Raw genomic sequence first — 24,757 nt, forward strand, 5'->3', positions numbered from 1 at the left:
TCGGGATAAGCCCGACCATGACGCGGGGAGGTCGCGCGACCCCGGAATTTGCCTCCGCATTAGGGGTGCAGCTTCAGACCCTTGATCGCCTTGTCGACGGCCTTGCGCTCGCCATGGAGGGCTAGGCCGACGAGGTCGAGCGCCTCGGTCGCGACCGCCTCGACCGCGGCACGGTTGGCCTCGTCATGGCCGGTGGCGAAGAGCTCGCGCGTGTAGAGCGAGGGGCGCAGGCCCGCCTCGCCGGCGCGGTGCAGCACGCGGGACAGATCGGTGGAGGAGGCGGCAAAGACCAGCACAGGCTGGCGGATCAGCGGGCCGTAGACCTTTCCCGAGCCGTCGCGGTAGGCTTCCCCGCCGAGTTCGGGCGTGGCGGCGACGAGCCCGCCCGAGAGGAAGCAGGCGACGTTGAGCTTCTGCCAGCTGGCGAGCTCCGCGTGGACGATGACGGCAATCTTGGTGTCGAAGCGCATGACGGGCACGATAGGGCGCGGGCGGCCGGCTGGTCTTGAACGTTCGTGCGTTGCGGGCGACTGGATTCGCACGGCGCCGGACGAGGCCGGTCCCGAGCGGATCGAGGCCTTTTTCGACGACCACGCCTATGATCCGCACCGGCACGACACCTATGCGATCGGCTATACTCTGAGCGGCGTGCAGAGCTTCGATTATCGCGGGGTGAAGCGCGATTCGACGCCGGGCGACCTGATCGTCTTGCATCCCGACGAGCTGCATGACGGGCGGGCCGGCATGGCCGGCGGCTTTCGCTACCGCATGGCCTATGTCGAGCCGGGGCTGATCATGCGGGCGCTCGCCGGCCGGGCCGGTGGAACGCCCTTCGTCCGCGATGCGGTCTGCCGCGATGGCAGATTGCTGCGGGCGCTGATCGGCCTGCTCGGCGATCTCGACCATGCGCTGGAACCGCTGGAGCGCGATGCGGCGATCGGCGAGCTCGCCGAGGCGCTGCTGGCGCTCGACCCGTCCTGCGCGCTGTGCCGGCCGGAGACACCGGCCGAGCGGGCCTGCGTCCTGGCGCGCGACTTCCTGGCTGACAATCTCGACGAAGCCGTCGACTCGCAGAGGCTGGAAGCCGTCACGGGGCTCGACCGTTATGCGCTCGCCCGGCATTTCCGCCGCGGCTACGGCACCAGCCCGCATCGCTATCTGGTGATGCGCAGGCTGGAGCGGGCGCGGGCGCTGATCCGGCAGGGGCAAGGACTGGCCGATGTCGCCGCGGCGAGCGGCTTTGCCGATCAGCCCCATATGACGCGGCGTTTCCGGCAGGCCTACGGGCTTTCGCCGGGGCGCTGGCGGGCGATGCAGGCCGGTGCGACGGACCCGGCCGCCTGAGCGCTGTCAGTTCAGGACGCAGAAGCCGCCGACCACTACCTGCGAGCGGCACCAGACCCGCGGCTCCTCGACGGAACTCAGCCGCAGCGGCACGGTCGCGCTCGCCGCAGCCTGGCTCGGGCTGCTGGCGTAGGGCGGTCGGGCCGGGGCAGGCTGGCCGGCCTGTCGGCTGCGCAGGCCGGGGGTCACGATGAGGGAGCCGTCACGGTTCGCCGGGCGCGCCTGGCTATCATGCGAACGGCTGCCGTTGGACCTGAACTTGGCAGCTTCGGCGCTGGCCGGAGCGAGCATGACGGCGAGCACGGCGACTGCAAGGGCGCGGATCATCGAAAGCTCCATCGACTGCCGGCGACGGTGCCGGAGATCGATGCGCTTGCCCAGAAGAGCTTCGATTCAATCTGAGCAAGGCGTTAAGCGCACCGGCCGAACCCGCCCGGTTCAGCTCCTAGCCTGCGTCAGGCCACCCCAGGCCGACATCGCCGCTCTTGCGATCGCTTCCAGCTCGGGCCGGGTCGCGCCGTCGCGCGCCCGGATCGACATGCCCTGCTGCACCGTGACGTAGAACGAGGCGATGGCGGCTAGGTCGGATGCCGCCGGCAGTTCGCTCGCCTCGACCGCGCGACGCAGCCGCGCCTCGATCATCGCCTGGGCCTCGGCTCTCGCATCGCGCAGTGCCGTGCAGGTCTGTGGGCTCGTGCCGGCGCCATGGATCACCGAAAGCACGACCATGCAGCCGGCCGGTTTGCCAGGACGCGTGAAGAGCGCCGCGGAGCGCATCAGATAGGCCTCGACCGCCGCCTTCGCGCTCGGGGCGTCGGCGATCTGCCGGCCGAGCTCGACGCCGTCGCCTTCTTCATAAAGCGCCATCGCCTCGCGATAGAGCGCATCCTTGCTGCCGAAAGCGGCGTAAAGGCTCGGCGCGTTGATGCCCATCGCGGCGGTGAGCTCGCTCATCGAAGTGCTCTGGAAGCCTTTCTCCCAGAACAGCATCATTGCGTGGCGCAGTGCCTCGCCCCGGTCGAAGCTGCGTGGTCGGCCGCGTTCCGCCAAGTCGAACTCCTTTTTGTAGCAGTCGATAAATAATGTGCTTGACGCAAGGCGGCAAGCGCATCACCTATTATGTATCATTCGATACATAATAGGTGATGCGATGATGAGGATGACCGGGAAGAAGGCGCTGGTGACCGGCGGCAGCCGCGGTATCGGGGCTGCGACGGCGCTGCGGCTGGCGCAGGAGGGGGCCGATGTCGCGATCACCTATGAGCGCGCCCGCGACAAGGCGGAGGCGGTGGTCGGGCGGATCCGAGCGCTCGGCCGCAAGGCGATCGCGCTGCAGGCCGACAATGCCGATGCCGAGGCGCTGAAGGATGCGGTCGAGGGCGCCGTGCGCGAACTCGGCGGGCTCGACATTCTCGTCAACAATGCCGGGATCTGGCATTATGGCGAGGTCGGCGGCTGGAGCCTGCCGGAAATCGACGCGATTCTTGCGGTCAATGTCCGGGCCGTGATCGTCGCCTCGCAGGCGGCAACGGCGCATCTGCGCGAGGGCGGGCGCATCATCACCACCGGCTCCTGCCTCGCCGAGCGCGTGACCGACCCGGGTACCGCGCTCTATGCGATGAGCAAGGCGGCGCTGATCGGCTTCACCAAGGGATTGGCGCGTGATCTCGGGCCGCGCGGCATCACCGTCAACGTCGTCCATCCCGGCTCGACCGATACCGACATGAACCCGGCCGCCGGCGAGCAGGCCGAGGAGCAGCGCGCCCGCATGGCGATCCCGCGCTTCGGCAAACCGGAGGATATCGCCGGCCTCATCGCCTATCTGGCGAGCGAGGAGGGGCGTTTCGTCACCGGTGCGGGGCTCACCATCGATGGTGGGGTGAACAGCTGAGACAGGCGGCGAGCCGCCGGGGCGTTTCGAGGCCGTCGCGGCCGCGGTCGTCCCGGGAGACTTTCTTGACGGTTCCTTGCGATATCATCCGTGGTTTCGGGGATCGATCTAACCGGCCGCTAAACTTGGCATGCCAGGGTGCCGTGTCGGAGCGGAGCCTTGCAGAGCATGTCGGAATTCGCGAGATCGGCCGAGGGCCGTGCCTCTTCTCGTCTGGACTGGGTCGATACGGCCAGGGGCTTCTGCATCATCCTGGTCGTGCTGATGCATGTCGCCGGCGGCCTCCAGATCGCGCTGGAGCGTGAGAGCTGGATCGGCCCTTTCATCGATTGGGCCAAGCAGTTCCGGATGCCGGGCTTCTTCCTGCTCTCGGGATTGTTCGCCTCGCGGCTGATCGGGAAGAGCTGGCCGGAATTCCTCGACCGGAGGATCGTGCCGCTGGTCTATCTCTACCTGCTCTGGCTGGCGATCCATAGCCTGCTCAAATTCCGGAGCTGGGGCGAAGGTGATGCGGCTGCTCTGTTCGGCTCCTATGCGCTGGGGCTGATCCAGCCCTTCGGCCTGCTCTGGTTCATCTATCTGCTGGCCGTCTTCTTCGTGGTGACCAAGGCGATGCGCGGCTATCCCCTGGTGACCTGGCTGGTTGCCGCGGCGATCGCGACCGTGCCGGTGACGACCGGCTGGCTGCTCGTCGATGCGTTCGCGGCTTATTTCGTCTTTTTCCTGAGCGGGGCGCTGTTCACCCCTGCGATCTTCCGCTTCGCCGACTGGGTTCGCGAGCATCGCACCGTCGCGCTGAAGCTCTGGCTCGTCTGGGCGGCGGCGAGCGCCTTGCTGGCCGGCCTCTTCGGCTATCAGACGCTGCATGAGACGTTCGCGGCCGATCTGGTGCTCGGCCATGCCGGCGCACTCGGCGTCATCGCCTTTTCGGCCCTGTTCGCCGGGCATCTCGGCTGGATCGCCTATTGCGGCCGCAATTCCCTGCCGATCTACCTCGCCTTCTTCATTCCGATGGCGGCGACGCGCATCGCGCTGATCCGGACGGATCTGGAGTTCGACGTCGGTACGGCATCGTTGCTGCTCACGCTGCTCTGCGTCGCGCTGCCGCTGGTCCTGCATCGGCTCGTCGGGGGAACGATGCTGCGCTTCCTGTTCGAGCGCCCGCGCTGGTTCAGGTTGAGCTTCGCGGACAGGCGCAGTGTTGAGGCCGGGGCGCACGGAGCTGCGGCCACAACGGAAGGCCGCTCCGCATTGCCGCTCAAGAGCCCGGCAGAACGATGATCGTCGGCTTCGCCGGCAGCGAGGCCTTCGACAACACGATCTGCGACCGCTCGCGCCGCTCGACCGGCCAGAGGTCCTGCGAGCGCGAGAGGAAGCGGTTGAGCGTGCTGCCGCCGAAGAAGTGCATCGGGATCATCACCCGCGCCTGCAGCGATTTCAGCACGTCGAGCATGCCTTCCTGGTCGAGCGTGTAGCTGCCGTCGACCGGGAAGAGCACGATGTCGACCCGGCCGAGCGCGCGCAAGTGGCCGGGCTCCAGCGGATGGTGGAGATGGCCGAGATGGGCGATGCAGAGCTCGCCGATCTCGAAGACGAACATCGAATTGCCGTCGAAATCGGTGCCGCCGGAATAGGTGCGGATATTGGTCGGGACATTGCGCACGCGCAGGTCGCCGAAGGTGACGTCATGCTTCGCGGCGCCGGCGCCGCTCTGGTCCCAGCCGGGCAGGACGCGCTTGATCGCCGGGTCCGGCGCTCGCGAATAATGCGTCGAATGGGCCTTGTTCATCGTGGCGATGTCGGGCGTCGCTGTCGGGCGGACATAGTCGTTGTAATCGGTCGCCGCCTTCACCCCGCCCGGCGTTTCGATCAGGAAGGTAGCGTGGCCGACGAAGGTGAGGCGGACCTCGTCCTTGCCGAGATTGGCGAGGCTGATCGGCAGGCGGCTTCGCGCCATCTCCGGACGGCAGCCGGGCTCACCGGTCTCGGAGCGGGCCGGCGAGGCAAGCAGAACCGCTGCCGCCAGCATGGCGAGGCCATGTCGCAGGAGAGTATCCGACAAGCCCATCGCAAGCGCTCCGTCTCTGCCGACATGGCAGAGCTTCAGGCAAAAGCCGGGCCGTGAAAAGTCCGGCGGCGGGCTCTGGCGGTTTCGTGACTTCGCCTGCTTCAGCCGGTCCGGACCGTCACCGTCGCATCGGCGAGGCGGCGGTACAGGGTCTTGCGCCGCAGCAGCGGCACCCAGTCGTAGAGGAACATCTCGGCCGGCCGCCAGATCACCACCCAGCCGACGATGACGAGGCTCTCCTGGACGACCCGCATGAACGCGCCTTCGAAGGCCTGGGTCAGCAACCAGATCAGCGCCATGCAGAGCGAGAGCCCGGCCAGGCCGATCAGGAAGGCGAGGCGCCCGTCGTGGAAGAGTTGGCGGATGGCGCGGGCTTCGTCGCGCTCCTTGGTCCGGAACCAGCCGGTGATCGCGGCTGGAATATGGGCGGCGGGATCAGGTGCCGAACCGGATGATTGCAGGTGGACCACGATCTCGATCGGCTGCTTCTTCGGCAACTCCTCCGCCCATTCGACGATGTAGTGCTCGGCCTCGGCCGAGAGATCGCGCTCGCGGAAGGGAAACGGGTCGAGATTGTTGAAGAGCTGCGCACCGTCGGTCAGGCGCAGTTCGATCACGCCCGTGTTGTTCGTAGCCGCCACCGCCAGTCCCTCCGCCCTTGCAGCGTTCATAGGCGGCGGCGCGGCTCGGCGGAAGCGCGCGTTGCGCTCTGTGCGCCCGGCGAGGCATCGCGCGCCGGTTGCGGCCCGCTGCCCCTGTCGCTACATACGCGGCAGATTTCCCGAAAGCCTCAGGCCATCACGCCCGGAGCGGAGTTCGCACCTCTATGTCTCGTCAGTTCATCTACCATATGCGCGGCCTGTCCAAGACCTATCCGGGCGGCAAGCAGGTCCTGAACAACATCCATCTGTCCTTCTATCCGGACGCCAAGATCGGCGTGCTCGGCGTCAACGGCGCCGGCAAGTCGACCCTGCTCAAGATCATGGCCGGCTTCGACAAGGAATGGACTGGTGAGGCCTGGGTCGCGGACGGCGCCCGTGTCGGCTACCTGCCGCAGGAGCCGAAGCTCGACGAGAGCCTGAACGTCCGCGACAACGTCATGCTCGGCGTCGCGCCCCAGAAGGCGATCCTCGACCGTTACAACGAACTCGCCATGAACTATTCGGACGAGACCGCCGACGAGATGACCAATCTCCAGGACGAGATCGAGGCCAAGGGCCTCTGGGATCTCGATTCCAAGGTCGACCAGGCGATGGACGCGCTGCGCTGCCCGCCTGACGACTGGGCGGTCGACAAGCTCTCGGGCGGCGAGCGTCGCCGCGTCGCGCTCTGCAAGCTGCTGCTGGAGCAGCCGGAACTGCTGCTGCTCGACGAGCCGACCAACCATCTCGACGCCGAGACCACCGCCTGGCTCGAAGGCCATCTGCGGACCTATCCGGGCGCGATCCTGATCGTCACCCACGATCGCTACTTCCTCGACAACGTCACGAGCTGGATCCTCGAGCTCGATCGCGGCCAGGGCATCCCCTATGAAGGCAACTACTCGGCCTGGTCGGTGCAGAAGCAGAAGCGTCTCGAGCAGGAAGGCCGCGAGGACGTCGCCCGGCAGAAGACGCTGGCGCGCGAGCAGGAATGGGTCTCAGCCTCGCCGAAGGCCCGCCAGGCCAAGAGCAAGGCCCGTATCCAGCGCTATGACGAGCTGGTCCAGAAGGCCTCGCAGAAGGGTCCGGACACCGCCCAGATCATCATTCCGATCGCCGAGCGGCTCGGCAACAACGTCGTCGATTTCGAGGACCTGTCGAAAGGCTTCCAGGACAAGCTGCTGATCGACGGGCTGACCTTCAAGCTGCCGCCGGGCGGCATCGTCGGGGTGATCGGCCCCAACGGCGCCGGCAAGACGACACTGTTCAAGATGATCACCGGCGCCGAGAAGCCCGATGCCGGCACGATCAAGATCGGCGAGAGCGTCCAGCTCGGCTATGTCGACCAGAGCCGCGACTCGCTCGACGACAAGAAGAACGTCTGGGAGGAGATCTCGGGCGGCAACGACATCATCTATCTCGGCAAGCGCGAGATCAATTCGCGCGCCTATTGCTCGGCCTTCAACTTCAAGGGCGGCGACCAGCAGAAGAAGGTCGGCTCGCTCTCGGGTGGTGAGCGCAACCGCGTCCACCTCGCCAAGATGCTGAAGTCCGGCGCCAACGTCCTCCTGCTCGACGAGCCGACCAACGATCTCGACGTCGACACGCTGCGGGCGCTCGAAGAGGCGCTGGAGGATTATGCCGGCTGCGCCGTGATCATCAGCCACGATCGCTGGTTCCTCGACCGCATCGCGACCCACATCCTCGCCTTCGAGGGCGACAGCCATGTCGAGTGGTTCGAGGGCAATTTCGCCGACTATGAGGAAGACAAGAAGCGCCGCCTCGGCATCGATTCCACGATCCCGAAGCGGATCCAGTACAAGAAGTTCACGCGCTGAGGCAAAAGCTCGCCGCCGCTCCCGCGTCTCCCGGAAGGTAGGCGGAGCGGCGGTTGCGCAATGGTGTCGGCTTGCCATCGCGGCGTAGGGGCCTGACGCCCTATCCGGCCGGATGCACAGACAAAAAGACCGGCGGCGCTTTCGGCGCGGCCGGTCTTTTCTTCTCGGAGCCCGTGACTGCGCCGGCTTCGGCAGGCATCAGCCGGCGGCAAGCCGCCGCAGCGCCTCTTCGCGCCCGCCGACGAGGATGTTCTCGTCGATCGTGTTGATGTCGCGCTTGCCGCAGAGCGCCATGGTGACGTCGAGTTCCTTGCGGATGATGTCGAGGCAGCGGGTGACGCCGGCCTCTCCCATGGCGCCGAGGCCATAGAGGAAGGCGCGGCCGATGAAGGTGCCGTGCGCGCCGAGCGCCAGTGCCTTGATGACGTCCTGCCCCGAGCGGATGCCGCCGTCGAACAGGATCTCGGTGCGCCCGCCGACCGCATCGACGATCGCCGGCAGGGCCTCGATCGAGGACAGGGCGCCGTCGAGCTGGCGGCCGCCATGGTTGGAGACGATCAGCGCATCCGCACCGCTCTTCACGGCGAGCTCAGCATCCTCGGGATCGAGGATGCCCTTCAGGATCAGCTTGCCGCCCCATTGGTCCTTGATCCACTGCACGTCGTCCCAGTCGAGCTGCGGGTCGAACTGCTCGGCGGTCCAGGAGGAGAGCGAGGACAGGTCGCCGACGCCCTTGGCATGGCCGACGATGTTGCCGAAGGTCCGGCGCGGCGTGTCCAGCATCTGCAGGCACCAGCGCGGCTTCGTCGCCAGATTGATCATGTTGGCGATGGTCGGCTTCGGCGGGGCCGAGAGGCCGTTGCGGATGTCCTTGTGGCGCTGGCCGAGGATCTGCAGGTCGAGCGTCAGCACCAGCGCCGAGCAGCCGGCGGCCTTGGCGCGCTGGATCAGCCGGGCGATGAAGTCGCGGTCGCGCATCACATAGAGCTGGAACCAGAAGGGTGAGCCGACATGGTTGGCGATGTCCTCCAGCGAGCAGATGCTCATGGTGGAGAGCGTGAAGGGGACGCCGGCCTTGTGTGCGGCGCGGGCGGCGAGAATCTCGCCATCGGCATGCTGCATGCCGGTCAGGCCGGTCGGGGCCAGCGCGACCGGCATCGAAACGGGCTGGCCGATCATGGTCGAGGCCAAGGTGCGGTTGGTCATGTCGACCGCGACCCGCTGGCGCAGCTTGATCTTGGCGAAGTCGGTCTCGTTGGCGCGGTAGGTGCCCTCGGTCCAGGCCCCTGAATCGGCATAGTCGTAGAACATGCGCGGCACGCGGCGCTTCGCCTGGATACGCAGGTCTTCGATGGTCAAGAGCTGGGCCATGGTCGCCTCATCCCGCATTGTCGTCGCCCCGCTCGGTCGCATGGAATGTCGCGGGAGGCAACCGCAGCGTCATGTCACGCCGAGATAGCGGCCCGGCTTGTGGTTGATCGCGAGGTTGAGATTGAGCACGAAGGCGCCGACCAGCGACAGTGCCACCTTGTCCAGCGGCAGCACGAAAGCAGCGGCGGCGAGGATCGCGGCATCGATGCCGAGTTGGACCCAGCCGGCGCGCAGGCCGTGGCGCTCCTGCAGATAGGCGGCGAGCACGTTGACGCCGCCGAGCCCGGTGCGATGCCGGAACAGCACCAGCATGCCGATGCCCATCAGCGAGCCGCCGGAGATCGCGGCATAGAAGGGCTCGACCTGCTCGATCCGGATCAGTTGCGGCGTCGCCCAGCTCAGGCCCGAGACCAGCGCGACGGCGAGGAAGGTCCGCAGCGTGTAGGCGCGGCCCATGCGCAGCAGGGCAAGCCAGTAGAAGGGCAGGTTTAAGAGGAAGAAGCCGGCGGAGAAGGACGGGCCGCCCGCCGCCTCGACCAGGAGCGCGAGGCCGGCGAGGCCGCCGGTGACCAGCGTCGCCTTGGCGTAGAGCGCGACGCCCAGGCTGACCAGCATGGCGCCGAGCAGCATCGCGATTGCGTCTTCATAAAAGCGGTGCCGATTCGCCGCGCCCGTGCCGATCGTCATCTTTGCCATCCGTCGACGCGTCGCGCTTCAGCTTCCGTTCATGGCCCGGCGGCGAAGCAATGGTTGAGCCATCCGCGCCGATCCTGTACCGGGCGCCCGACCTTCCGAGCAAGCACAAGGCTTCGACATGATTCTGCGGCTCTTTGCTGCACTCCTGACCTGCGGCTTCGCCACCATCGCCTTCGCCCAGCAGGGGGTCGGCTGGAAGACCGGCCCCGAAGCCGCCGCGATCGAGCGCAAGGTCGATGCGCTCATCGGCAAGATGACGCTGGAGGAGAAGGTCGGCCAGCTCCACCTCTCCGGCCGTGGCGAGGGCTTCGACATCAATCAGGTCAAGGCCGGCCGGATGGGTGCGGTGATGAACTTCGTCGTGCCGCAGGAGGTCCGGCAGGTCCAGGAAGCGGTGCGCCAGTCGCGGCTGAAGATCCCGCTGATCATCGGGCTCGACGCGGTCCACGGCTTCTCGACCTATTTTCCGCTGCCGCTAGGCCAGGCGGCGAGCTGGAACCCGCAACTGATCGAGCAGGCGGCCTATTGGACCGGGCGCGAGGCGAGCGCCGCCGGCATCAACTGGACCTTCGCGCCGATGGTCGACATGTCGCGCGATCCGCGCTGGGGCCGGGTGCTGGAAGGCGCCGGCGAGGACGTCCATCTCGCCAGCGTCGTCGCGGCGGCGCGCACAAGCGGCTATCAGCGCGGCGGGGTGGCGGCGAGCGTCAAGCATTTCGTCGGCTATGGCGCGGGCGAGGCCGGGCGCGATTACAACTCGACCTGGATTCCGCTGAGCCAGCTGCACGATCTGCATCTGCCGCCCTTCAAAGCCGCCTTCCAGGCGGGGGCGATGACGGCGATGGCGGCCTTCAACGCGCTGAACGGCATGCCGGCCACGGCCCATCGCGGCATGCTGACCGACCTTCTGCGCGGCAAATGGGGCTTTCGCGGTTTCGTAACCTCGGATTTCGGCTCGATCACCGAATTGCGCCTGCACGGCATCGCCAAGGACGATGCCGAGGCGGCGCGCAAGGCCCTGCTCGCCGGCATCGACATGGACATGATGGGCGACGTCTATCACAAGCACCTCGCCAATGAGGTGAAGGCCGGACGGGTGCCGGTGAAGGCCCTCGACGAGGCGGTGCGACGCGTGCTCCGGGTCAAGTACCATCTCGGCCTGTTCGAGCGCGGCGATGTCGACGTCGCTGCCGCGCCCTCGCTGATGCAGACGGAAGAGGCTCGCAAGGTTGCGCGGCAGGCGGCGCGCGAGGGCGTCATCCTGCTCAAGAACGACAAGGCGACGCTGCCGATCGCGCCTTCGGTGAAGTCGGTCGCGGTGATCGGCGCCATGGCGGTGCCTGAGGATGAGCGGGTCTGGACCGATCCGGCCGGTCTCGGCCGCCGCCTGGTCCAGCCGCTGCCGGATGCGCTGCGCGAGCAGCTACCGGCCGATGTCACGGTCGCTTACGAACCCGCCTTCACCAGGAATTGCGGCACCGAGTTCAAGGACAAGGAGGCGGCCGTGAAGGCTGCTGCCGCCGCCGACCTCGTCGTCGCCATGCTCGGCGAGGATTGCGAGTTCATGGGCGAGGGCGCCTCGCGCACCGATCTCGGCCTGCCGGGCGTGCAGCAGGAGCTGCTCGCGGCGCTGGTCGAGACCGGCAAGCCGGTGGTGCTGGTCCTGGCGACGGGGCGGCCGCTGGTCCTCACCTGGGCCGACAAGCATGTCGCGGCGATCGTCCAGACCTTCCATGGCGGCACCGAGGGGCGCGCGGCCATCGCCGAGGTGCTGGCCGGCAAGGTCAATCCCGCCGGACGGGTGCCGATGAGCTTCCCGCGCTCGGTCGGGCAGATCCCGGTCTATTACGACCAGCTGCCCACCGGCCGGCCGCAGAAGATCCGCCAGCGCTATGAATCGATCTTCATGGACGAGGCCAATGAGGCGCTCTACCCGTTCGGCTTCGGCCTGTCCTATAGCCGCTTCACCTATGCCAATCCGCGTGTCTCGCGCGAGAAGGTGGCGATGAACGGCGCCGTCGAGATCGCCGTCGAGGTCACCAACCGGAGCGAGCGCGACGGGCAGGAGGTGGCTCAGCTCTATGTTCGCCAGCCGGTGGCCGAGCGGTCGCGGCCGCTGCGGCAGCTCAAGGGCTTCGAGAAGGTCTTCCTGAAGGCCGGTGAGACGAAGACGGTGACCTTCCGGCTCAAGGCCGGCACGCTCGGCGCCCATGACGATGCCGGCCGTTACCGGATCGATCCCGGGCTGGTCGAAGTCTATCTCGGCGGCTCGTCTCTGGCCGAGGCTAAGACCCGGTTCGAACTCACGAAACCCTGAAGGGGGTCCACTTTAATTGCCAATGCTTTGATCTCGACAAGCATTCGTTTTCGGTCAATTCTCGATTGGCGCGGCCCCTGGAGAGCAAGTCTCCAGGGGGCCTCGCGAGACCATGGATGCTCCAAGGGATGCGGCGATGGCGACCGGAACCGTGAAGTGGTTCAATACCGAGAAAGGCTTTGGCTTCATTCAGCCCTCTGATGGCGGCAAGGACGTGTTCGTGCACGTCACGGCCGTCAAGGAAGCGGGGATGTTGACGCTGACCGAAGGACAAAAAGTCTCGTTCGAGCTCAAGACCGAACGGGGCAAAACAGCGGCCGGCGCGCTCAAGCTGCTCTGACCGGCTGGCCCATGAGAACGGCGAGGCCCCCGCCGCCCCGGCCGCGATGACGGTCGTGCTCGCAAGCGGCAGGCTTGCGGCAGTCCTACGGACGGTGCAGGCGGCGCGCTTCGGTGCGGCCTTCATCACGGCGCCCGTCCGTCACATCGATCTCGATCATCATGGCATCCCCGGCAGCCGCCATTATGGCGCGTTTCGTCGCGCCGGGGCGCGCGAGCCCTGGCTGCCGCGCGGGATAACGCTGCGCAACGATCGCCAGCTGTCGGCGCTGTGTCCGGACGAACTCGCCGAGGTCGCCGCCGCGCTCGCAATCGAAGCGCTGCCGCCGCAATGGCTCGGCGGCAACCTCCTGGTCGAGGGGCTGCCGGGGTTTTCGCGGCTCATGCCCGGCAGTCGCCTCGCGATCGGCGGCGCCTGGGGCGGCAAGGGGCGCTTCGACGGCACGGCTGTGCTTCGGGTCGAGGCCTATAACGCGCCCTGCCGGCTGTCGGGACGAGCCGTCGCGGCTGCCGCCGGCCGGCCGGAGTTAGAGTTCGCCTTCGTCAAGGCGGCGGCGCGCCTGCGCGGTCTCGTGCTCTCGGTCGATCTGCCGGGGCAGATCGCGCCCGGCGACCCGGTCGTCCTGCTGAAACCAATGCAGGGCTGAACGGGGCCGGCGCTATCGCGCAAAGCGCCTTGCGCCGGCGACGCAGGCTACCACGGCGATCGAGGTTGCCACCATCTGCCAGCCCACGGTTTCGCCGAGCAGCAGCGCCGCCAGCAAAAGCCCGAAGAAGGGTTGCAGCAACTGCAGTTGGCCGACCGCGGCGATGCCGCCCTGGACTAGGCCGCGATACCAGAAGACGAAGCCGATCAGCATGCTGAACAGCGAGACATAGGCGAGGCCGAGCCAGGCCGGGATGCCCGCCTGCGCGAAGGAGGCCGGCAGTGTCAGTAATGTGAGCCCGGCCATGATCGGCAGGGACAGGACCAGCGCCCAGGAAATCACCTGCCAGCCGCCGAGATGGCGCGAAAGGCGGGCGCCCTCAGCATAGCCGAGGCCGCAGGCGATGATGGCGGCGAGCATCAGGAGATCGCCGACGGGCGAGGCGGCGAAGCCTTGCGTCCAGGCGAAGCCGACGACGCAGAGGCTGCCGAAGCCGGCGAAGACCCAGAAGGCTGGTCGCGGACGCTCGCCGCCGCGCAGAACGCCGAAGATCGCCGTCGTGAGCGGCAGCAGCCCGACGAAGACGATCGAATGGGCGGAGGTGACGTGCTGGAGAGCGAGCGCTGTCAGGAGTGGAAAGCCGACGACGACGCAGAGCGCGACCACCGCGAGCGGCAGCAGGTCGGCAGGCTCCGGCCGCTTCTGCCGGAGCAGGAGCAGGAGGGCGAGGCCGAGCAACCCGGCGATGGCGGCGCGCGCGACGGTCAGGAAGATCGGATCGAAATCGGCGACGGCGACGCGGGTCGCCGGCAGCGAGCCGCTGAAGATGATGACGCCGATGAAGCCGTTGAGCAGTCCGTTCGCAGTTCGATCCATGATGCCTCCGTAGGCCGGTCCGCTCTCCTCGAGCCTCTTTCGAGACGCGATCTGCGATCGCTCCTCAGGCTGAGGGCTGTGGAAGACAGGTGGCCATTTCGCCATCCTGCATCGCGTGAGATGCCGCAGATTTCCAGAGACAGTCCAATACAGTTCAGGCAAACTGTCCTGATGCTGGAAGCCGTACAGATTAAGGACCCGGTCGCCGGCGACACGCTGGTCGGGCGCGTCATGGCGACGATCCGGCAGCGGATCGCCGGGCGGACATTGGCGCCGGGCGCGAAGCTTCCCTCGATCCGCGGGCTCGCGGAGAGCATGGGTGTGTCGAAATCGACAGTGGTCGAGGCCTATGAACGGCTGGCAGCCGAAGGGGCGGTCCAGGCCAGGCGGGGCTCCGGCTTCTATGTCCGGCGCCTGCCGCCGCTTTCGCTCGCGGATGTCGCGCCGAGGCTCGACCGGGCCGTCGATCCGCTGTGGATCTCCAGGCAGTCGCTCGATGCCGGGGTCGACGATCTGCGGCCCGGTTGCGGCTGGCTTCCGGCCGACTGGATGCCGGAAGCATCGTTGCGTCGCGGGTTGCGCAAGCTCGGAACCGCGGAGGCCGCGACGCTGGCCGAATACGGCACGCCGCTCGGCCTGCCCGCGCTGCGCCAACTGCTCGCCCATCGCCTCGCCGAGCGCGGCGTCGAGGCGGCGCCCGAGCAGATCGTTCTGGCGGAGTCCGGTACGCAGGCGATCGACCTCGTCTGCCGTTTCCTGCTCGAGCCCGGCGATACCGTACTGGTCGACGACCCCTGCTATTTCAATTTCCAGGCATTGCTGCGGGCTCATCGCGCCCGGATCGTCAGCGTGCCCTATACGCCGGCCGGGCCCGACCTCACCCTGTTCGCGCAGGCGCTGGCCGAGCACCGGCCGCGGCTCTACATCACCAATTCCGCCCTGCACAATCCAACCGGCGCGACGCTCTCGGCCGCGACCGCGCATCGCCTGCTCAAGCTCGCCGAGCAGGCCGGGTTGACCATCGTCGAGGACGACATCTTCGCCGATCTCGAGCCGGAGTTCGCGCCGCGGCTCGCCGGGCTCGACGGGCTGGAGCGGGTGATCCAGATCGGCAGCTTCTCGAAGACGCTGTCGGCCTCGATGCGCTGCGGCTATATCGCGGCCAGGCCCGATTGGATCGAGGGGCTGACCGATCTCAAGGTCGCGCTCTCCTTCGGTGGCGGGCGGCTCGCGGCCGAACTGGTGCTCGGTCTCCTGAAGGACGGCAGCTATCGCCGGCATGTCGAGGGGCTGCGCCAGCGGCTCGTCCGAGCCATGGCGGAGACGGCCGGCCGACTCGCCGGGCTCGGCATCGAGCCCTGGCTCATGCCGCGCGGTGGATTGTTCCTGTGGTGCCGATTGCCGGGCGAGCTCGATGCCGGCGCGATCGCCCGGCATGTCCTTGCCGAGGGGGTCGTGCTCGCGCCGGGTAACGCCTTCAGCCTGTCGCAGACGGCAAGGCATTTCATGCGCTTCAACGTGGCGCAGTCTGCCGATCCGCGAATCTACGGCGTGCTCCGTGAGGCGATGCAGGCAGCGGCATCACGCCAGCCTGCGTAGGAGAAGTGTGCGGAGCCCGTCCAATGTGGCGGAGGGGCTCCCGCGTTTGTTTGATCCGTCGGTGCCGACTGGAATATCGGACAATCAGGCTTGCATCTTCTTCGTGGTTGACATAAAGATATCTTTATATCTTTCACAGATATTCGAGGTGCTCGCCGGTGACTCGCCGCTTCCGCCATTCGCTGCCGATCCTTCTGGCCTCGCTGCGTGCGGCTGGCGAGGAGACGCGCCTGCGGATCCTGGCGCTGCTGGCGGAGGGCGAGCTCTCGGTCTCCGATCTCACCGACATTCTCGGCCAGTCGCAGCCGCGCATCTCGCGACATCTCAAGCTGATGGCTGAGGCCGGCCTGCTGCGGCGCTCGCGCGAAGGGGCCTTCGCCTTCTTCCGGCTCGATGACGCGACGCCGGGTGGCGCGCTTGCGCTCTCGCTCGCACGCGATCTCGATCCCGCCGATCCGGTTCTCGCGGCTGATCGCGAGCGCCTGGCGGCGGTGCGGGCCAGCCGGGCCGCAGCAGCGCAATCCTATTTCGCCAATGTCGCGCGTGAATGGGACCAGTTGCGCTCGCTGCACGTTCCCGATGCTGCGGTCGAGGCGGCGGTGGAGGCGGCGGTCGGCGAGCAGCCGCTGCAGGCACTGCTCGATCTCGGCACCGGTACCGGGCGCATGCTGGAGCGGCTGGCGCCGAAGGCGGCGCGCGCCGTCGGCGTCGATGCGAGCCATGCCATGCTGGCGGTGGCGCGCGCCAATCTGGAGAAGGCGGGTCTGTCGCGGGTCGAGCTCCGGCAGGGCGATATCTATGCTCTGCCCTTCGCGCGCGGCTCCTTCGATCTCGTGATCGTGCATCAGGTGCTGCATTTCCTCGACGATCCCGCGCGCGCCTTGCGCGAGGCGGCTGCGCTGCTTTCTCCGGGGGGGCGGCTGATCCTGGTCGATTTCGCGCCGCACGAGATGGAGTTCCTGCGCACCGAGCATGCGCATCGCCGGCTCGGCTTCGAGAAGGACGAGATCCTCGCCTGGTTCGCCGAGGCCGGGCTCGAATGCGATCTCGCCGAGGAAATCACGGCTGCCGACGGCGGAAGCGGCCAGCTCGGTGTCATGCTCTGGCGCGGCCGCGATCGGCGCCTCCAGGGCGATTTTCCCCTTCGTCAGTTCGATCGTGAGGTTGCGTGATGAACGCTTTCCGCCCCAGCCGGCACGGCTCGCGCCGCCCGCGCGTTTCCTTCGAGTTCTTCCCGCCGAAGAACGAGGAGATGGAAGTCAGCCTCTGGGAGAGCGTGCGCCGGCTCGAGCCGCTCGGGCCGGCCTTCGTCTCGGTGACCTATGGTGCCGGCGGCTCGACGCGCGAGCGCACCCACAACACCGTCAAGCGCATGGTCGACGAGACGGCCTTGAAGCCGGCGGCGCATCTGACCTGCGTCTCGGCCTCCTGCGGCGAGGTCGACGAGGTCATCCGCGCCTATTGGGAGGCCGGGGTACGCCATATCGTGGCGCTGCGGGGCGATCCGGCGGGCGGGCTCGGCACGGTCTATGAGCCGCATCCAGAGGGCTATCACCAGACTTCGGACCTCGTCGCCGGCATCCGTAAGGTCGGCGATTTCGAGGTCACGGTATCCGCCTATCCGGAAAAGCACCCGGAAGCGGCCTCGCTGGACGCCGATATCGACGCGCTGAAGAAGAAGGTCGATGCCGGCGCGACCCGGGCGATCACCCAGTTCTTCTTCGATAACGACGTCTATTTCCGCTATCTCGACAAGGTCCGGGCTCGCGGCATCGAAATCCCGATCCTGCCCGGCATCGTGCCAGTGCAGAATTTCAGGCAGACGGCAGGCTTCGCCCGCAAGACCGGCGCCAGCGTGCCGCAATGGCTGGCCGACCGCTTCGAGGGGCTTGAGGACGATCCGGCGACACGTCGTCTCGTCGCCGCCGCCGTCTGCGCCGAGCAGGTGCTCGACCTCGTCGACCGCGGCGTCTCCGACCTGCATTTCTACACGATGAACAAGGCCGACCTGGTCTATGCGATCTGCCATCTCGTCGGCCTGAAGCCGGAGAAGGTGCAGGCGCAGCAGGTGGCGGCGGAGTGATTTCGCCATTGCGAGCGTAGGTGCGGCAATCCAGGGGCGGCAGAACCCTCCCTCTCTGGATTGCTTCGTCGCTCCGCTCCTCGCAATGACGGGAAGGGCGCTAGCAGCGCCGCAAAGAACCGAGACGAAAGCGTTCCCGATGTCCGACTACAAGCCCACTCCCGCCGACGGCGCCGAGATCGAGCGCGCCCTGCGTCAGGCCGCTTCCGAGCGCATCCTCGTGCTCGACGGCGCGATGGGCACGCAGATCCAGAACCTGAAGCTCTCCGAGGCCGATTTCCGCGGCGAGCGCTTCAAGGGCTGGAACCACGACCTCAAGGGCAATAACGACCTGATCGCGCTGACCCAGGCGGATGCGCTGCGCGACATCCATCTCGCCTATTATCGGGCCGGTGCCGACATCGTCGAGACCAACACCTTCTCCGGCACCTCGATCGCCCAGGCCGATTACGGCATGGAGGCTCTGGTCTATGAGCTGAACGTCGAATGCGCCCGCATCGCGCGCGAGGCCGCCGAGATCGCGCGCAAGGAGGATGGCCGCCGCCGCTTCGTCGCCGGCGCGATCGGGCCGACCAACCGCACGCTCTCGATCTCGCCCGACGTCAACAATCCCGGCTTCCGCGCCGTCAGCTTCGACCAGGTCCGCGATGCCTATGCCGAACAGGTGCGCGGGCTGCTCGATGGTGGCTCGGAGCTTCTGCTGATCGAGACGATCTTCGACACGCTCAACGCCAAGGCGGCGATCGTGGCGATCGAGCAGGTCTATCGCGAGCGCGGTGTCCGCCTGCCGGTGATGATCTCCGGCACGATCACCGATCTTTCCGGCCGCACGCTCTCCGGCCAGACCGTCGAGGCGTTCTGGAATGCGGTGCGTCATGCCAATCCCTTGACCATCGGCCTCAACTGCGCGCTCGGCGCGCGCGAGATGCGCGCCCATATCAAGGAGATGTCGCGGATCGCCGGGACGCTGGTCTGCGCCTATCCGAATGCCGGCCTGCCCAACGAGTTCGGCCTTTATGACGAGCGGCCGGAGGCGACGGCGGGGATGCTGGCCGAGTTCGCCGATGCCGGCCTGGTCAACATGGTCGGCGGCTGCTGCGGCACCACCCCCGACCATATCCGCGCCATCGCCGAGGCGGTCGCCGGCAAGGCGCCGCGCGCCGTCCCCGCGCCGAAGCGCTATCTGCGCCTGTCGGGGCTCGAGCCGTTCACGCTCGACGAGACCATCCCCTTCGTCAATGTCGGCGAGCGCACCAACGTCACCGGCTCGGCCAAGTTCCGCAAGCTCGTCACCAATGGCGACTATGCGGCGGCGCTCGACGTGGCGCGCGAACAGGTCGCCAACGGCGCCCAGGTCATCGACATCAACATGGATGAGGGCCTGCTCGATTCCGAGAAGGCGATGACCGAGTTCTGCAACCTGATCGCCTCGGAGCCGGACATCTCCCGGGTGCCGATCATGGTCGATTCCTCGAAATTCCACGTCATCGAGGCCGGGCTCAAGACGATCCAGGGCAAGCCGATCGTCAATTCGATCTCGATGAAGGAGGGTGAGGAAGCCTTCCTCGAACAGGCCCGCATCTGCCGGCAATACGGCGCCGCCGTCGTGGTCATGGCCTTCGACGAGAAGGGCCAGGCCGACACCTATGAGCGCAAGATCGAGATCTGCACCCGCGCCTACAAGCTCCTGACCGAAGAGGCCGGCTTCCAGCCCGAGGACATCATCTTCGATCCGAACATTTTCGCGATCGCGACCGGCATCGAGGAGCACGACAACTACGGCAACGACTTCATCGAGGCGACGCGGACCATCCGCGAGACCCTGCCATACGCCCATGTCTCCGGCGGCGTCTCGAACCTGTCCTTCTCGTTCCGTGGCAACGAGAAAGTCCGCGAGGCGATGCACTCGGTCTTTCTCTACCATTGCATCAAGGTCGGGATGGACATGGGCATCGTCAATGCCGGCCAGCTCGGCTCCTATGACGGGCTCGATCCGGAGTTGCGCGAGCTCTGCGAGGATGTCGTCCTCAACCGCCGCAAGGATGCGACGGAGCGTCTGCTCGAAGCGGCGCCGCGCTTCAAGGGCGATGGCAGCGCCGCCGTCTCGACCAAGGACCTCGCCTGGCGCGATGACGATGTCGAGAAGCGCCTGGAATACGCGCTGGTCAACGGTATCACTGAATTCATCGACCGCGACACCGAGGAGGCGAGGGCGCAGGCGGCGCGGCCGCTCGACGTCATCGAAGGTCCGCTGATGGCCGGGATGAGCGTGGTCGGCGATCTGTTCGGCGCCGGCAAGATGTTCCTGCCGCAGGTGGTGAAGTCAGCCCGCGTGATGAAGCAGGCCGTGGCCTATCTCATGCCCTTCATGGAGGAGGAGAAGCGCCTCAATGGCGGCTCCGTGCGCTCGGCGGCCGGCAAGGTGCTGATGGCGACGGTGAAGGGCGATGTCCACGATATCGGCAAGAACATCGTCGGCGTCGTGCTCCAGTGCAACAACTACGAGGTCATCGATCTCGGCGTGATGGTGCCGGCGCAGAAGATCCTCGATACCGCGCGCAAGGAGAATGTCGATATCATCGGCCTGTCGGGCCTGATCACGCCCTCGCTCGACGAGATGGTCACCGTCGCTGCCGAGATGGAGCGCGAGGGCTTCGACATTCCGCTGCTTATCGGCGGGGCGACGACGAGCCGCGTCCACACTGCGGTGAAGATCCACCCGGCCTATGAGCGCGGCCAGACGGTCTATGTCACCGATGCCTCGCGGGCGGTCGGCGTCGTCTCCAGCCTGCTCTCGCAGGAGCAGAAGGGGCCGTATGTCGAGAACATTCAGGCCGAATACGCCAAGGTAGCGGCGGCGCATCGTCGCTCCGAGGCCGAGAAGCAGCGTCTGCCGCTCAGCAAGGCGCGCGCCAATGCCTTCGCTCCCGACTGGGCCGGCTATCAGCCGCCGAAGCCGAGCTTTCTCGGCACCCGCGTCCTCCAGAGCTATGATCTCGCCGACATCGTGCCGCTGATCGACTGGACGCCGTTCTTCCAGACCTGGGAGCTGAAGGGCCGCTTCCCGGCGATCCTCGAGGACGAGAAGCAGGGCGAGGCGGCGCGCGCGCTCTGGGACGATGCCCAGGCCATGCTGAAGCGCATCGTCGAGGAGCGCTGGTTCAACCCGAAGGCGGTGGTCGGCTTCTGGCCGGCCAATGCGGTCGGCGACGACATCCGGCTCTACACCGGCGAGAGCCGGCAGGAGAAGCTTGCGACCTTCCATGGCCTGCGCCAGCAGTTGCTGCGCCGCGACGGCAAGCCGAATCTGTGCCTTTCGGACTTTATCGCGCCGGAAGGGGCGGTGGCCGACTATATCGGCGGTTTCGTGGTTACGGCGGGCGCCGAGGAGGAGCGCATTTCGGAGCGCTTCGCCCGCGACAACGACGATTACCGCTCGATCATGGTCAAGGCTCTGGCCGACCGTGTCGCCGAAGCCCTGGCCGAGCGCATGCACCAGCGCGTGCGCACCGAGTTCTGGGCTTATGCGCCGGAGGAGAATCTCAGCAACGATGCGCTGATCCGCGAGGAGTACCAGGGCATCCGGCCGGCGCCGGGCTACCCGGCCCAGCCCGACCATACCGAGAAGGCGACGCTGTTCGAGTTGCTTCAGGCCGAGCGCCGCGTCGGCGTCAAGCTGACCGAGAGCTATGCGATGTGGCCGGGCTCCTCGGTTTCGGGGCTCTACCTCTCGCACCCCGATTCCTATTATTTCGGGGTGGCCAAGGTCGAGCGCGACCAGGTCGAGGACTATGCCGCGCGCAAGGGCATGGATATTCGCGAGGTCGAGCGCTGGCTGGCGCCGATCCTGAACTACGACAGCAGCGCCTACGCCCTCGAAGCGGCGGAATGACGGGACCGAGGATCGAGGGGCGCCGGCCGGAACGGCAGGCGCTCTCTCCTTCGCCGTCTGGACTGGGATAAGCGGTGCTGGCCGGCGGCTCGGCTCAGCAAACGTGCAGGACCTCGGGGTTCCCGAGCGGGGTTGCATCGGCTGCGGCGTGATCCAGCGCCGCGCCGAACAGATGCAGCTGCCCGCGCCCGGCGGCCTTGGCGACGTAGAGAGCGGAGTCCGCTTCGGCGAAGAGCTGCTCCGGATCGTGATGTCGGCCGGGCCGGATCAGGGTTGCGCCGATCGTCGCGCTGACGTCGATCGCTCGGCCTTTCCAGCGGACCGGCCGACGTAGCGCGTTCAGAGTCTGTATCAACCGCTGCTTCAGAGGCAGAAGCCCGGCCGTGGAGCAGAGCAGGGCGGCGAACTCGTCGCCGCCGATCCGGGCGATCAGCGGCTCGCCGGGGAGCGTCGCCTCGAGCCGAGCTGCGACCTGGCGCAGGCATTCATCGCCGGCGGCATGGCCGAGCTCGTCATTGATCTGCTTGAACAGGTCGAGATCGATGAGGGCCAGCATGCCGAGCGCCGGGCCGGTTTCGGCATGGCCGCGCAATTCGCGCATCTCGGCCTCGAAAGCGCGGCGATTGGCCAGTCCGGTCAGCGGGTCGCTATAGGCCAGACGTCGCAGCCCCTGCCACATCTCCTTCTCGCGCGTGACGTTCTGCTTCGTGCCGTAGATCCGGCCGGGCCGGCCGTGCAGGAAGGAGGCTTCCGCGGTCAGCCGCATCCAGCGCTCCTCGCCGCAGACGCTGCGGATGCGCGCATCGAGCACGAAGCTGCCCCCCGAGCGGATGATGCCGGCGCGCAGCCGCTCCATCTCGCGGCGTGACTCGCCGTGATAGAGATCGACGGTCGAGGGCCGGTGCAGCGTCGAGCCGCGCGGCAGGCCGAAGAGGTCGTAGACGCCGTCCGTCCAGCACAGCCGCGTGGTCGCGAGCTCGCACTCCCAGGCGCCGAGATTCGCCAGCAGAGCAGCCTGGTCGTAGAGGCGTCTGGCCTCGCCGTCGGTGAGCAGATTTCGGGTCAACGACTGTCTCGCATGGCATGGCGCGGCAGGGCGTCGTTCCCCTTCGCGCTGTGCCAAGACGCTAGGCGGAAATGGTTAATGCATGCCTGACCCGGGCATGACCGGGCGCATTATTCACGCCGTAGCGCCTCGATGGGGTCGAGACGCGCCGCCTGCCGCGCCGGGTAGAAGCCGAAGAAGACACCGATCAGCCCGGAGACGCCGACCGCGATCAGAATGGTCTGCACCGAGATCACGAAGGGCCAGCCGGCGAAGCGGGCGATCGCCGTCGCGGCGCCGACGCCGAGGGCGATGCCGACGGCGCCGCCGATGGTGGCGAGTGTCGTCGCCTCGATCAGGAATTGCGACAGCACGTCGCGCTGGCGGGCGCCGACGGCCAAACGCAGGCCGATCTCACGGGTGCGCTCGGTCACCGAGACCAGCATGATGTTCATGATGCCGATGCCGCCGACCAGCAGCGAGACGCCGGCGACGGCGGCGAGCAGCCAGGAGAGGGTGCTGGCGGCGGCGGTCGCGGTGTTGGCGATCTCGGTCAGGTTGCGGACGATGAAGTCGTCGTCCTGGTCCTCGGTGAGGCGATGGCGCTGGCGCAGCAAGGCGCGGGTCTGCTCGATGCCGGGATTGATCGCATCCTCGCTGGCGAACTTGACCATGATGGTCTGGACCGAGCGGTCGCGGGCATAGTTGCGGCCGACGATGCGGCGCCGGCCGGTGTCGAGCGGCACGAAGATCACGTCGTCCTGATCCTGGCCGAGGGCCGACTGGCCCTTGCCCGCCATCACGCCGATGACCTTGAAGGGCACGTTGCGGATACGGAACATCTGGTCGAGCGGATCGGAGTCGCCGAACAGGTTGCGCGCTACGGTCTGGCCGATGATGGCGACGATCTCGCCGCGGCGAATCTCCTCCGGCTCGAACAGGCGCCCTTCGGCGAGGCCCCATTCGCGGGCGGTGAAGAAATCGAGATCGGTCGCGGTGATCATCGTCGACCAGTTGGTGCCGGCATAGACCGCCTGGGCGCGGGTGGTGATCACCGGGGCGGCCGCGACGACGTCCTCGACCTCGTTGACGACGGCGCGGGCATCTTCGTCGGTCAGGGTCGAGGAGGCGCCGGCGCCGAGCCGGACACCGCCCTGCGTGACGTTGCCCGACTGGATGATGGCGAGATTGGCACCGAGCGACTTGATCTGGCTGTCGACGCGTTCGCGGGCACCAGAGCCGATCGCGACCATGGCGATCACCGCGGCGACGCCGATGATGATGCCGAGCATGGTCAGGGCCGAGCGCAGCGCATTGGCGCCGATGGCGGAGAGGGCGGAGCGGATGGCTTCCAGCAGGCTCATTCAGCGGCCTCCGGCATGGGGGCGGCACTGTCATGCGCTGCGAGCGCGGTGCGGGCGTCGGCCGGCTCCTGTCTGATGTCGGCGATGACATGGCCGTCGCGGAAGCGCACCACCCGGCGGGCATGCCTTGCGACCTCGGCATCATGCGTCACCAATACGACGGTGACGCCCTCGCGGTTGAGGTCCTGGAAGAGAGCGAGAATCTCGAGTGCGGTGCGGCTGTCGAGCGCGCCGGTCGGCTCGTCGGCGAGCAGGAGGCGCGGCTGGTTGACCAGGGCGCGGGCGATGGCGACGCGCTGCTGCTGGCCGCCGGAAAGCTGCATCGGCCGGTGATGGGCGCGCTCGGCGAGGCCGACGCGGCCGAGCGCGGCGAGCGCCCGCTCGCGCCGCGCCTTGCGGTCGACTCCGGCATAGACCATCGGCAATTCGACATTGGCGCAGGCATCGACGCGCGGCAAAAGGTTGAACTGCTGGAAGACGAAGCCGAGCTTGCGGTTGCGCAGTTCGGCGAGACCGTCGCCGGACAGCGTCTCGACCTCGACGCCGTCGAGCCGGTACTGGCCGCCGGTCGGACGGTCGAGGCAGCCGATCAGGTTCATGAAGGTCGATTTTCCGGAGCCCGAGGGGCCCATCACCGCGACGAGCTCGCCCGCCTCGATGTCGAGGCTGACGCGGTCGAGCGCGGTGACGCGACCGGAATCGAGGTCGTAGACCCGGGAGAGCGCGCGTGCCTCGATCAGGGGCAT

Annotated in this window: 22 protein-coding genes; 11 read left to right on the forward strand and 11 right to left on the reverse strand. The window is 67.4% G+C overall.

All coding sequences use genetic code 11. From position 1 onward, the window contains the following. Window positions 1-59: 59 nt before the first annotated feature. Window positions 60-470, reverse strand: coding sequence for a DUF2000 family protein (locus AC3RCC_RS10265; RefSeq protein WP_492258349.1), 411 nt, complete (start codon window positions 468-470; stop codon window positions 60-62). On the opposite strand from AC3RCC_RS10265, the gene AC3RCC_RS10270 reads away from it, so the two are divergent. Beyond that, window positions 469-1,344 carry an AraC family transcriptional regulator gene (locus AC3RCC_RS10270; RefSeq protein WP_492258350.1) on the forward strand — a complete coding sequence of 292 codons (876 nt, stop codon included), beginning with the start codon at window positions 469-471 and terminating at the stop codon, window positions 1,342-1,344. The genes AC3RCC_RS10265 and AC3RCC_RS10270 overlap by 2 nt on opposite strands. Before the next feature lie 6 nt (window positions 1,345-1,350). On the opposite strand, the gene AC3RCC_RS10275 is transcribed toward AC3RCC_RS10270, so the two are convergent. After that, window positions 1,351-1,671 carry a hypothetical protein gene (locus tag AC3RCC_RS10275; RefSeq protein ID WP_492258351.1) on the reverse strand — a complete coding sequence of 107 codons (321 nt, stop codon included), beginning with the start codon at window positions 1,669-1,671 and terminating at the stop codon, window positions 1,351-1,353. Between the two features lie 111 nt (window positions 1,672-1,782). Further along, window positions 1,783-2,394 carry a TetR/AcrR family transcriptional regulator gene (locus AC3RCC_RS10280; RefSeq protein ID WP_492258352.1) on the reverse strand — a complete coding sequence of 204 codons (612 nt, stop codon included), beginning with the start codon at window positions 2,392-2,394 and terminating at the stop codon, window positions 1,783-1,785. A gap of 100 nt (window positions 2,395-2,494) precedes the next feature. On the opposite strand from AC3RCC_RS10280, the gene AC3RCC_RS10285 reads away from it, so the two are divergent. Together AC3RCC_RS10285 and AC3RCC_RS10290 are read left to right on the forward strand one after the other, a co-directional pair. Further along, window positions 2,495-3,235: an SDR family NAD(P)-dependent oxidoreductase gene (locus AC3RCC_RS10285; RefSeq protein ID WP_492258353.1), complete on the forward strand. Its 741-nt coding sequence runs from the start codon at window positions 2,495-2,497 to the stop codon at window positions 3,233-3,235. A 168-nt stretch (window positions 3,236-3,403) separates the two neighbouring features. Then, a complete protein-coding gene (locus AC3RCC_RS10290) occupies window positions 3,404-4,516 on the forward strand; it encodes an acyltransferase family protein (RefSeq protein ID WP_492258354.1) in 1,113 nt (370 codons plus the stop codon). Here the strand turns inward: AC3RCC_RS10290 and AC3RCC_RS10295 are convergent. Together AC3RCC_RS10295 and AC3RCC_RS10300 are read right to left on the reverse strand one after the other, a co-directional pair. Then, entirely contained in the window at window positions 4,494-5,297 is an 804-nt protein-coding gene (locus AC3RCC_RS10295) for an MBL fold metallo-hydrolase (RefSeq protein WP_492258355.1), read from the reverse strand. The two genes, AC3RCC_RS10290 and AC3RCC_RS10295, sit on opposite strands and share 23 nt — an antisense overlap. A gap of 107 nt (window positions 5,298-5,404) precedes the next feature. Further along, window positions 5,405-5,944 (reverse strand): hypothetical protein, encoded by a 540-nt coding sequence (locus AC3RCC_RS10300; RefSeq protein ID WP_291635415.1) that lies wholly within the window; start codon window positions 5,942-5,944, stop codon window positions 5,405-5,407. 185 nt (window positions 5,945-6,129) lie between these two features. Here AC3RCC_RS10300 and ettA point away from each other — a divergent pair, with 185 nt between their 5' ends. After that, complete coding sequence (ettA, locus tag AC3RCC_RS10305; RefSeq protein WP_291635413.1) at window positions 6,130-7,782, forward strand: energy-dependent translational throttle protein EttA; 1,653 nt, start codon at window positions 6,130-6,132, stop codon at window positions 7,780-7,782. Between the two features lie 198 nt (window positions 7,783-7,980). Here ettA and AC3RCC_RS10310 read toward each other — a convergent pair whose 3' ends face one another. Next, on the reverse strand, window positions 7,981-9,153 hold the full coding sequence (locus AC3RCC_RS10310; protein WP_492258356.1) for an alpha-hydroxy acid oxidase: 1,173 nt from the start codon (window positions 9,151-9,153) through the stop codon (window positions 7,981-7,983). Between the two features lie 69 nt (window positions 9,154-9,222). After that, window positions 9,223-9,849: a YitT family protein gene (locus AC3RCC_RS10315; RefSeq protein WP_492258357.1), complete on the reverse strand. Its 627-nt coding sequence runs from the start codon at window positions 9,847-9,849 to the stop codon at window positions 9,223-9,225. Window positions 9,850-9,967: 118 nt separating this feature from the next. Between AC3RCC_RS10315 and AC3RCC_RS10320 the strand changes: the two genes are divergently transcribed. The 3 genes from AC3RCC_RS10320 to AC3RCC_RS10330 all read left to right on the forward strand — a co-directional run bounded on the left by AC3RCC_RS10320 (window position 9,968) and on the right by AC3RCC_RS10330 (window position 13,152). Next, entirely contained in the window at window positions 9,968-12,166 is a 2,199-nt protein-coding gene (locus AC3RCC_RS10320; protein WP_492258358.1) for a glycoside hydrolase family 3 N-terminal domain-containing protein, read from the forward strand. A 136-nt stretch (window positions 12,167-12,302) separates the two neighbouring features. After that, window positions 12,303-12,506: a cold-shock protein gene (locus AC3RCC_RS10325; protein WP_291635407.1), complete on the forward strand. Its 204-nt coding sequence runs from the start codon at window positions 12,303-12,305 to the stop codon at window positions 12,504-12,506. Window positions 12,507-12,552: 46 nt separating this feature from the next. After that, window positions 12,553-13,152 carry an MOSC domain-containing protein gene (locus tag AC3RCC_RS10330; RefSeq protein WP_492258359.1) on the forward strand — a complete coding sequence of 200 codons (600 nt, stop codon included), beginning with the start codon at window positions 12,553-12,555 and terminating at the stop codon, window positions 13,150-13,152. A gap of 12 nt (window positions 13,153-13,164) precedes the next feature. Here AC3RCC_RS10330 and AC3RCC_RS10335 read toward each other — a convergent pair whose 3' ends face one another. Next, window positions 13,165-14,028 carry a DMT family transporter gene (locus AC3RCC_RS10335; protein ID WP_492258360.1) on the reverse strand — a complete coding sequence of 288 codons (864 nt, stop codon included), beginning with the start codon at window positions 14,026-14,028 and terminating at the stop codon, window positions 13,165-13,167. Between the two features lie 171 nt (window positions 14,029-14,199). On the opposite strand from AC3RCC_RS10335, the gene AC3RCC_RS10340 reads away from it, so the two are divergent. The 4 genes from AC3RCC_RS10340 (at window position 14,200) to metH (ending at window position 21,602) form a co-directional block, all read left to right on the forward strand. Continuing rightward, entirely contained in the window at window positions 14,200-15,627 is a 1,428-nt protein-coding gene (locus AC3RCC_RS10340) for an aminotransferase-like domain-containing protein (RefSeq protein ID WP_492258361.1), read from the forward strand. Between the two features lie 158 nt (window positions 15,628-15,785). Continuing rightward, the gene (locus AC3RCC_RS10345) at window positions 15,786-16,799 is read left to right on the forward strand and encodes an ArsR/SmtB family transcription factor (protein ID WP_291635403.1); all 1,014 of its coding nucleotides are present in this window, start codon (window positions 15,786-15,788) and stop codon (window positions 16,797-16,799) included. Further along, on the forward strand, window positions 16,799-17,710 hold the full coding sequence (gene metF, locus AC3RCC_RS10350; RefSeq protein WP_291647003.1) for a methylenetetrahydrofolate reductase [NAD(P)H]: 912 nt from the start codon (window positions 16,799-16,801) through the stop codon (window positions 17,708-17,710). The genes AC3RCC_RS10345 and metF overlap by 1 nt, the downstream gene beginning before the upstream one ends. Window positions 17,711-17,849: 139 nt before the next feature. Next, the gene (gene metH / locus AC3RCC_RS10355; protein ID WP_492258362.1) at window positions 17,850-21,602 is read left to right on the forward strand and encodes a methionine synthase; all 3,753 of its coding nucleotides are present in this window, start codon (window positions 17,850-17,852) and stop codon (window positions 21,600-21,602) included. A gap of 94 nt (window positions 21,603-21,696) precedes the next feature. Here the strand turns inward: metH and AC3RCC_RS10360 are convergent, their stop codons facing one another. From AC3RCC_RS10360 to AC3RCC_RS10370, 3 genes are all read right to left on the reverse strand, one after another. Next, window positions 21,697-22,668, reverse strand: coding sequence for a GGDEF domain-containing protein (locus AC3RCC_RS10360; RefSeq protein ID WP_492258363.1), 972 nt, complete (start codon window positions 22,666-22,668; stop codon window positions 21,697-21,699). Window positions 22,669-22,778: 110 nt separating this feature from the next. Next, a complete protein-coding gene (locus AC3RCC_RS10365; protein ID WP_291635395.1) occupies window positions 22,779-24,011 on the reverse strand; it encodes an ABC transporter permease in 1,233 nt (410 codons plus the stop codon). Continuing rightward, window positions 24,008-24,757, reverse strand: a complete 750-nt coding sequence (locus AC3RCC_RS10370) for an ABC transporter ATP-binding protein (RefSeq protein WP_492258364.1) — start codon at window positions 24,755-24,757, stop codon at window positions 24,008-24,010. Before AC3RCC_RS10370 ends, AC3RCC_RS10365 begins: the two co-directional genes overlap by 4 nt.

The organism is Allobosea sp. GW823-FHT01F03, from assembly GCF_058798075.1.

What these genes read in the sequence shown, in the direction of transcription:
- AC3RCC_RS10330 (WP_492258359.1), top strand. Translation starts at nt 12,553, where the DNA reads ATGACGGTCGTGCTCGCAAGCGGCAGGCTTGCGGCAGTCCTACGGACG.
- metH (WP_492258362.1), top strand. Translation starts at nt 17,850, where the DNA reads ATGTCCGACTACAAGCCCACTCCCGCCGACGGCGCCGAGATCGAGCGC.
- AC3RCC_RS10275 (WP_492258351.1), bottom strand. Translation starts at nt 1,671, where the DNA reads ATGATCCGCGCCCTTGCAGTCGCCGTGCTCGCCGTCATGCTCGCTCCG.
- AC3RCC_RS10310 (WP_492258356.1), bottom strand. Translation starts at nt 9,153, where the DNA reads ATGGCCCAGCTCTTGACCATCGAAGACCTGCGTATCCAGGCGAAGCGC.
- AC3RCC_RS10315 (WP_492258357.1), bottom strand. Translation starts at nt 9,849, where the DNA reads ATGGCAAAGATGACGATCGGCACGGGCGCGGCGAATCGGCACCGCTTT.
- AC3RCC_RS10325 (WP_291635407.1), top strand. Translation starts at nt 12,303, where the DNA reads ATGGCGACCGGAACCGTGAAGTGGTTCAATACCGAGAAAGGCTTTGGC.
- AC3RCC_RS10265 (WP_492258349.1), bottom strand. Translation starts at nt 470, where the DNA reads ATGCGCTTCGACACCAAGATTGCCGTCATCGTCCACGCGGAGCTCGCC.
- AC3RCC_RS10370 (WP_492258364.1), bottom strand. Translation starts at nt 24,757, where the DNA reads ATGCCCCTGATCGAGGCACGCGCGCTCTCCCGGGTCTACGACCTCGAT.
- AC3RCC_RS10270 (WP_492258350.1), top strand. Translation starts at nt 469, where the DNA reads ATGACGGGCACGATAGGGCGCGGGCGGCCGGCTGGTCTTGAACGTTCG.
- AC3RCC_RS10365 (WP_291635395.1), bottom strand. Translation starts at nt 24,011, where the DNA reads ATGAGCCTGCTGGAAGCCATCCGCTCCGCCCTCTCCGCCATCGGCGCC.
- metF (WP_291647003.1), top strand. Translation starts at nt 16,799, where the DNA reads ATGAACGCTTTCCGCCCCAGCCGGCACGGCTCGCGCCGCCCGCGCGTT.
- AC3RCC_RS10340 (WP_492258361.1), top strand. Translation starts at nt 14,200, where the DNA reads ATGCTGGAAGCCGTACAGATTAAGGACCCGGTCGCCGGCGACACGCTG.
- AC3RCC_RS10320 (WP_492258358.1), top strand. Translation starts at nt 9,968, where the DNA reads ATGATTCTGCGGCTCTTTGCTGCACTCCTGACCTGCGGCTTCGCCACC.
- AC3RCC_RS10335 (WP_492258360.1), bottom strand. Translation starts at nt 14,028, where the DNA reads ATGGATCGAACTGCGAACGGACTGCTCAACGGCTTCATCGGCGTCATC.
- AC3RCC_RS10290 (WP_492258354.1), top strand. Translation starts at nt 3,404, where the DNA reads ATGTCGGAATTCGCGAGATCGGCCGAGGGCCGTGCCTCTTCTCGTCTG.
- AC3RCC_RS10285 (WP_492258353.1), top strand. Translation starts at nt 2,495, where the DNA reads ATGATGAGGATGACCGGGAAGAAGGCGCTGGTGACCGGCGGCAGCCGC.
- ettA (WP_291635413.1), top strand. Translation starts at nt 6,130, where the DNA reads ATGTCTCGTCAGTTCATCTACCATATGCGCGGCCTGTCCAAGACCTAT.